The 7472-nt window shown below is 63.0% G+C and carries 7 protein-coding genes; 1 reads left to right on the forward strand and 6 read right to left on the reverse strand.

Annotated elements, in window-relative coordinates; all coding sequences use genetic code 11:
• Positions 1-11: 11 nt before the first annotated feature.
• The 6 genes from C2R25_RS19515 to C2R25_RS19540 all read right to left on the reverse strand — a co-directional run bounded on the left by C2R25_RS19515 (position 12) and on the right by C2R25_RS19540 (position 7070).
• On the reverse strand, positions 12-1529 hold the full coding sequence (locus tag C2R25_RS19515; RefSeq protein WP_103730774.1) for an amidase: 1518 nt from the start codon (positions 1527-1529) through the stop codon (positions 12-14).
• Positions 1530-1531: 2 nt separating this feature from the next.
• Positions 1532-2647 carry a Rieske 2Fe-2S domain-containing protein gene (locus tag C2R25_RS19520; RefSeq protein ID WP_199183881.1) on the reverse strand — a complete coding sequence of 372 codons (1116 nt, stop codon included), beginning with the start codon at positions 2645-2647 and terminating at the stop codon, positions 1532-1534.
• A gap of 22 nt (positions 2648-2669) precedes the next feature.
• Complete coding sequence (locus C2R25_RS19525; protein WP_346770669.1) at positions 2670-3533, reverse strand: amidohydrolase family protein; 864 nt, start codon at positions 3531-3533, stop codon at positions 2670-2672.
• An 8-nt stretch (positions 3534-3541) separates the two neighbouring features.
• The gene (locus tag C2R25_RS19530; protein ID WP_233204160.1) at positions 3542-5266 is read right to left on the reverse strand and encodes a class I adenylate-forming enzyme family protein; all 1725 of its coding nucleotides are present in this window, start codon (positions 5264-5266) and stop codon (positions 3542-3544) included.
• 24 nt (positions 5267-5290) lie between these two features.
• Complete coding sequence (locus tag C2R25_RS19535; protein WP_103730776.1) at positions 5291-6157, reverse strand: SDR family NAD(P)-dependent oxidoreductase; 867 nt, start codon at positions 6155-6157, stop codon at positions 5291-5293.
• Positions 6158-6308: 151 nt separating this feature from the next.
• Positions 6309-7070 carry an SDR family NAD(P)-dependent oxidoreductase gene (locus C2R25_RS19540; protein ID WP_103730777.1) on the reverse strand — a complete coding sequence of 254 codons (762 nt, stop codon included), beginning with the start codon at positions 7068-7070 and terminating at the stop codon, positions 6309-6311.
• A 148-nt stretch (positions 7071-7218) separates the two neighbouring features.
• On the opposite strand from C2R25_RS19540, the gene C2R25_RS19545 reads away from it, so the two are divergent.
• The gene (locus C2R25_RS19545; protein ID WP_103730778.1) at positions 7219-7362 is read left to right on the forward strand and encodes an SDR family NAD(P)-dependent oxidoreductase; all 144 of its coding nucleotides are present in this window, start codon (positions 7219-7221) and stop codon (positions 7360-7362) included.
• The last annotated feature ends 110 nt before the right edge of the window (positions 7363-7472 follow it).

A 7472-nucleotide genomic window follows, 5' to 3' on the forward strand; every position in this document is an offset into this window, starting at 1 on the left:
GCATGAGAGCATCACGGGAATGTCGGACGCCGGTCCTTCCACGGTGCCGCGCGCTCAAGCTGGCCCGCCAGACGGAACAGCAGATCTTCCTCGCCATAACGCCCAAGGAACATCACACCCATAGGTAGGCCGCTGGCGGAATGGGCGAGGGGAACGGACATCGCGGGTTGCCCGGTCCAGTTCGCCACCTGACAGAACGGCGAGAACTCCGAGGTCCGGCGTCCCCACTCCTCGAAGCTGCAATCGGGAGAAAGGCCGATCCGGCCGATCGGCAGCGGCGGTGACGCCAAGGTGGGCATCAACACGACATCATAGCGGCGCATGAACTGCCCGACGCGAACGGCCGCCTCCTGCAGGACGTTACCCGCCCTTGCATGATCCATAGCCGAGAAGGTCTTGCCATACTCGACGAAGCCCAGCGTTATCGGCTCAAGCAGATCGGGCCCGAGCGTCACGCCAAGCCGCCTTGCCCTGTCCGTCACATCCGCAGCAACGGCAGGTCCGATAATCGCAAAGCTGGCCTGGCCAAGTGCGGCGGCATCAAGCTCGAGGTTCGCTTCTTCAACGATGTGTCCGAGGCTCTCACAGAGCAGAGCGGCCTTCCGGACCGCCTCGATGCATTCGGGATCGACCGGACTTCCTGAGATCGGCCGCGTCATCAGCGCCACCCGCAGCGAGCCGGGATCCCGGCCGACATTCGAAAGGAACGTTCCGTCCGGCGAGGGAGCTCCGTAGCGCGAGCCGGGCTCCACTCCATGCGTCGCGTCCAGAATGGCGGCTGAATCGCGCACGCTGCGAGTGATCGCATGATAGGTGGAGAGCCCGCCCCACCCTTCAGTGCGCAGGGGCCCCATGGGAACACGCCCGCGGCTCGGCTTCAGGCCGAAGAGGCCGCAGCACGAGGCGGGAATGCGGATGGAGCCGCCGCCATCGCTCGCGTGGGCCGCAGGGATGACACCCGCGGCAACCGCTGCCGCAGCGCCCCCCGAGGAGCCGCCTGCTATGCGGTTCGGGTCCCATGGGTTGCGGGTTGCGCCGGTCAAGGCGCTTTCCGTGGTTCCGGTCAGCCCGAACTCCGGCGTCGTCGTCTTGCCGAAGATGACGAAGCCGGCACGTTCATGGCGCCTGACGAGTTCGGATGTGACATCGGGCCGGTAGTCGCGGTAGAGGCGGCTGCCGTTTCGCGTCAGTTCCCCCTGCTTGTAGACCTGCAGATCCTTGAGCAGCCAGGGAACTCCCGTGAAGGGACCTTGCGGCAGCCCTTGTGCGATGGCGCGCCTCCCGAGATCATAGAGCTCCTGGGCCATGAAGTTGAAACGCGGGTTCGTTGCCTCGGCACGAGCGATCGCCGCGTCGAGCAGTTCCGTCGGCGAGACCTTGCGTTTGCGGACGAGTTCGGCAAGGCCGAGAGCGTCGTTTTCGTCGAGCACGCCCGCGTTTCCTTCTCCAGTTCGCGCCTGCACGGCCGGTGCCAGCAGCGCGCCTGCCGACACCGAGACTCCTGCCACGACTTCGCGCCGGGTGAGCATGTTCAGTCGCGCTTGCGTGAGGCGGGTACGCCCTCGCCTTCGACGTAGTAGCGCGAATAGAACTTGCGGAAGTCTGCGATGGGGCCGTCCCCGGCGCAGATTACCGGCTCAGGCTCGAACTTCTGGCGATCCCAGATGACCTTGTCCTGGTCGTACTGCTTGCAGATGTCGCGGATGATGGCCTTGGCCACCCCGGCCCGCTCCCCCTCGGCCTGACTGCGCGGCTGAGTGAAGCAGAAACGGGTGTGGACATGGTCGAGATCGACCGGCGTTATGCAGGCGATCAGGAGCGTTTCCGAGATGCCCGTGAAGCGCGTCCAGCTCTGGCCCGGCCCCATGGTGTCGTAGCTGATGCAGCCATCGACCTCGCCCCAGGGCGTCCCCATCTTCGCGCGCACGTCCGCACCGCGGCCCCACTCGCTCCAGCGCAATTCGCCCAGCGGCACGTTGGACGTGCCGTGAATGTACTTGAAATGAGCCACATCCACGCCGTTCTCGGCCATGTTCTGGATGTTGGCCCAGACATTCCACTCGAAGACCTCGTAATCCGTCCAGTCGGGGTCTGAGCACTCCGGGATATGGACGGGCTCGAACAGCGGTTCGATGTCGTGAGGGTGATACCACGCCCAGATCCAGCGATTTGCCTCGACGATGTGCCACGTGCGGATGCACTTGCGCTTGACCTGCGGCGGGATGATCTTCGTGTAAGGAATCTCCTTCACATTCCCCTCGGTGCCGTCATAGCGCCAGGCGTGGAACGGGCATTCCAGCAGGTTGCCGCTGACCTTGCCGCCGTGGCCCAGATGCGCCCCAAGGTGGCGACAGTAGGCATCAACCATGCGGACTTCACCATCCTCGCCCCGCCAGATGGCGAGATCCTTGGCGAAGTAGCGCAGTGGCTTGACCTCGCCGGCGGCCAGATCCGCCGAGGGCAGCATCGCGTACCAGCCGAACGGGAACCCGATGTCGAGGTTGCGTTCTTCAACGCTGGCGCGGCCCTCGACATTGGCGAGGCGCCAGTCGACAAGGTCCTGTCCGCGCAGCTTCTCGAGGATCTGCCAGACGGCGACCGGCGGCGTACGAGCGTCGCCAGGGGCAGGTATATCAGCTTCGGCCATGGGCGTTACTCCGCTTTTCCAGTTATTTGAGGTTGAAGACCTTGACGGCATTCTCGCGCAGGAACTTGGGCCATACTTCGTCCTTGAGCGGCAGGTTCTCCATGTCCGAAAAGATGCGATCCAGGCTGAGCCCCATGGGGAAGTAACCGGCGTAGATGATCTTGTCGGCACCGCGTGTATTGGCGTAGTCGATGATCGCCTTGGGATAGTGCTTGGGCGCGAATGCGCTGGTCGAATAGTAAAGGTTCGGCCACTTGAGCATCAGCTTCACCGCGAGATCGGCCCAGGGTTCACCGCCGTGGCGCATCACCACCTTGAGGTCGGGAAAGAACCAGCAGACTTCGTCGAGATATTCGACCTTTTGCGTTTCCATGGGAATGCGAGGGCCGGGAATACCGGCGTTGATGCAGATCGGCAGGCCCAGTTCCGACGCCACCGTGTAAAGCGGGAACATATACTTATGATTGATCGCAACCTGGGGAAGCGTTCCAGCCGGGAACACGCTGAGCGCCGAAAGGCCGACCTCGGCATGGATGCGACGGATGCGAGCCACTTCCTCCATGCCCCGGTTGGGATCGCACGGCAGGTCGAAGAAGAAGCGCTCGCCGTACATCTCCTTGGCACGGCGGGACGTCGCGTTGTCGTTCCACCCCACCATGGCACGCTCGATCCCGAAGCGGTCCATCTCGTCCACGGTCCACTTGACGAAATCGTCGACCCCGGCGCTCTGCGGGATATCCTTGAACATGTACTGCGCCGGCATGGCGAACTGCTGCAGCGTCTGCTGATCCTTTATCAGCGGCCGGAACGGAGCGAACCATTCCGAACGGTCTTCCGCTTCCGGAATCCCGAGCATTGCATCGATGACTTTGATATTCTTCGGCATTCCCATTGTCATTTCCCTCCCGACATGGTGGGCCAGGCCTTGCGCAGCGCCACCTTGTCCACCTTGCTCACATCGTTGCGCGGCAATGGCTCACGCGTGATGACGACCCGTCCCGGCGCCTTGTAGCGGGCGAGGCGCTCGCCGATCCAGGTGATCACGTCCGCCTCGCACACGCCTTCGGCCCGGACCACCATGACGAGCAGTTCGCCCAGCCTGTCGTCCGGAATGCCGAAAGCGGCGCATTCGGAAACCTGCGGCATCGACCCGAGCGCACGCTCGACTTCGGCGCAGTAGATGTTCTCTCCGCCGGAGATCACCATGTCCTTCTTGCGATCGACGATGAAGACGTAGCGCTCCTCGTCCACAAGGCCGATGTCTCCTGTTCGCAGCCACCCGTCGGGCGAAAGAACGGCAGCCGTTTCCTCCGGCCGGTTCCAGTACCCCTGCATGATCTGTGCGCCGCGCAGGACGATTTCACCCACCTCACCGGCAGGAAGCTCAGTGCCGTCGGGACCTTCTATGCGGATATCGACGAGGGGCAGCACGCGACCGGCGGAAGACGGCTTGCGCACGAACTCGTGGCCTACAGCCTGGGCGATGGCACCCGAACATTCGGTCATGCCATAGCCGGTGCCCATCATTGCCTGAGGACAGACCGCCCTGATCTCGTCGAGCAGATTGACCGGCAAGGCCTGCCCGCCCACGCCGATGTTGCGGATGCTCGAAAGGTCAGCCTCGACACCCCTGGCCTTCTGCAGCACGTCCCACAGCATGGTCGGGACGCTGGAGAACATGGTGATGGCCTCCTCACTCATCAGCCTCATGGCGTCCTGCGCATCCCAGCGCCGCATGATGACGACCTTCGCGCCCGCCAGCATCGGAGACAGGAAGGCCGAACCCAGACCGGAAATATGAAACAGCGGGTAGACCAGGAGCGCGGCCTGCTGCGGCATGTGCTGCAACAACGTGTCCACCGGCATGCCCATCGCATTGGCGGTCGAATGCAGAACCTGCATGCCCGAAAGCTGGACCCCCATCAGGCCGGTAATGATGCTTCGATGCGTGAGAACGGCGCCCTTGACCCTGCCGGTGGTGCCCGACGTGAACAGAATGGCGCACGGATCACCCGGAGCAGCGGCACCCAGATCCCCAAGCGGCTCTGCGCCGGTCTCAAGCCGAACGTCGTCCTCGAACGGTCTGGTCAGGTCGAGCAGGCGACCCGAGTAGCCCCCCGCCCGGATCAGCCTGGCACGATCGGTATCGGCGACCACGACCCTTGGGCCGACATCGTCGATCATCGCGACGAGTTCCGCCGGAGCACCGCGGCTGTTAAGAACGGCGGCGACGCCGCCCGCCTTCAGCACGGCGAGGAACGCGACGATCCATTCCGTGCGGTTGCGCATGCAGATCGCCACGCGATCGCCACGCGCGATTCCCAGAATCGACACGAGCTGATCGCGCCATGCGAACACCTGCTCGAAGCTCAGACGGCGCTGGCGGCCGTCGTCACCTTCCTCGACGATGAAGGTCCGGTCACCGAATGCGCGAGCCCGCTCGATCATCTGGTTGAGATCAGACGGGGCGTTGAGGAACTGCCGGATGCCATCGCGCTCACCAATGGCGAACGGCGCCCCGGGTGCGGTGAGGGCCGTGAAGATCGGGTCGATCTCCGTCACGCCATCCACGCTTTGTTCTGTGGCCGGATGGCGAATTGCCACCTCTTCGTCACCCACTGCGGCTCTCTCCCTCTTGCTCGTTTAGTAGACCGCTGCCGGGTTCTTCTCCCGGGGGCTCCCCAGCATCTCCCGGTAGCTGGGCCGTTCCTTGCCACGGTCGGTTATGCCAAGCTCCCGGGCGATTTCCGCTGCGATCAGCGTCTGGCCGGACAGCTCGTCGCGGCGCGGCGATTTGTCGATGCCATCGACGACGTGCGCGGTGAACTCCGGGTTCTCGGCACTGTCGATGAAGTCTTCGTATTGCTCGGGGTTGGTCTTCTGCGCGATAAGCGAGCGCTCGGTGACCAGCGGACCCATCCAGATCGAAACGGCGACAACGCCGGACCCGCGCAGGTCATGCTCCATGTCATGCGCGAGCTTATCGATACCTGCCTTCTGCGCGCCGTAAGCGGGCCCATGCATGTAGCACGATCCTCCGAACGAAGACCCGAAGCCGATGATGCCACTGCCTTGGGGAACCATGATGCGTGCCGCATGCCACGACGCGACGTAGGCCGAGCGCAGGCCCACACCCATGATCCTGACGGCGTCGAGATCCTTTTCCCAGAAGGGCTTCTTTTCGATGAGCTGGGAGTGGATGTAGGTGGCGTTGTTGAAGAGAACGTCCAGACGCCCCTGCTCGTCCATGATGCGCTGGAAAAGCGCTGCGACTTGCCCGTCGTCGGCATGGTCACAGATGGCCGGGATGCCCTGCCCGCCAGCGGCGGTCACTTCGGCAGCGGTTTCCGCGACCGTTCCGGGCAGGATCGAGCCGTCCCAACCCTTTGCCGCACCCGATTGCAGCGTGCGCCCCGTGACGTATACGGTATAGCCAAGTTCACCGAAACCGCGAGCGATACCTCGACCGGCTCCTCGGCTGCCGCCGGTGACAAGCGCAATCTTACGCAATTGAGTCCCCTCTCATGGATTCGACGCATAGCCGATTATTGAATGCCAATATGTTTCACTTTGCGAAGAAACAAAAGCTCAAAAATACGCGTTCTGAAATTTTCTTAGCTCTGGTGGCGTAAGTTGCCGCGGCGCGAAGGGCTGAACTACGTCAGTCGAAATTGGCCTGCCCCCCGTCAAGCGGGATGGTGGCGCCAGTCAGGTACGAGAATTCGTCTCCACACAGGCTGGCGACGGCAGTGCCGATGTCTTCGACCAGTCGACCGATCCGGCGCAGTGGAATTGTGCGGAAGAAGGCCGCGCCTTCTTCAGGATTATCGCGCAGCCAGCGCTCCAGCCCGGGAGACTTACCATGTGGAGCAACGGTAAGGACGCGAATACCCACGTCGCCCCATTCTGCCGCCGCAGCGCGGGTCAGCGAACGCAGAGCCTGCTTTACCGCAGCATAGGCTCCATAGCCGGTCATGTCCCAGCGCACTCCAACAGAAGAGGCGAGATTGATGATCGTGCCGCCGCCGCGTTCCACCATGATCGGATGAACGGCCTTCATCAGGCGAAATGCGGCTAGAGGGCCGGAATCGAAGCCGGCCTGGAAGGCCTCGTCACTGACGTCCAGCAGCTTTCCGTTCGGCACCTCCTGCGCATTGTTTACGAGGATGTCGATTCCGCCCAGCTGTGCGCGGACCTGCTGCACAAGATCCCGCAGCGCCAGCGGGTCCTTGACGTCACAAGTGATCCCCATCACTTCTACACCTGCCGCGGCTACGGCATCGCAAGTCGCGTCCAGCTTCGCCTGGGTTCGCCCGGTAACCGCAACCGCAGCCCCCGCATTGGCAAGCGCCATTGCAATGCCCTGCCCGATGCCCTGCCCAGCGCCGGTGACCAGCGCCACCTTTCCCGAAAGATCGGCCACTCTTCTCTCCAAAATCGTTTTTCGTAAACAGCTATTGATTTATCTACGCATTGCTCTGCCATGATGCTGATGCTTGCGTCAATTGCGTTGTGCCGCTAGGACAATCCCAACTTGGCCCGGAACGGCATGACAAGGAGCAGGATTGGCGATGGCACAGGACTTCAGCGGACAGGTTGCAATTATCACAGGTGGTAGCGACGGCATCGGGTTCGCGACTGCGGCACTGCTGGCAAAGCGCGGTGCCCACGTGGTGATCTGCGGCCGCCGCGCCGAACTGTCAACGCCGGGATAAAATTGGGCCAGGCACCGGTTTAAAAAGGGGCCAGTTGGTTTGAATAAAAAGCCTCATGGTTGAGGCTGGACGCTCTCGGCAGCGGGGAAGCGGCTGTAGCGGAGCGGAAG

Origin of the sequence: Novosphingobium sp. HII-3, from assembly GCF_002916655.1 — a bacterium.
In the GTDB taxonomy this organism is placed as follows: Bacteria; Pseudomonadota; Alphaproteobacteria; order Sphingomonadales; family Sphingomonadaceae; genus Novosphingobium; species Novosphingobium panipatense.

What these genes read in the sequence shown, in the direction of transcription:
- C2R25_RS19515 (WP_103730774.1), bottom strand. Translation starts at nt 1,529, where the DNA reads ATGCTCACCCGGCGCGAAGTCGTGGCAGGAGTCTCGGTGTCGGCAGGC.
- C2R25_RS19520 (WP_199183881.1), bottom strand. Translation starts at nt 2,647, where the DNA reads ATGGCCGAAGCTGATATACCTGCCCCTGGCGACGCTCGTACGCCGCCG.
- C2R25_RS19525 (WP_346770669.1), bottom strand. Translation starts at nt 3,533, where the DNA reads ATGCCGAAGAATATCAAAGTCATCGATGCAATGCTCGGGATTCCGGAA.
- C2R25_RS19545 (WP_103730778.1), top strand. Translation starts at nt 7,219, where the DNA reads ATGGCACAGGACTTCAGCGGACAGGTTGCAATTATCACAGGTGGTAGC.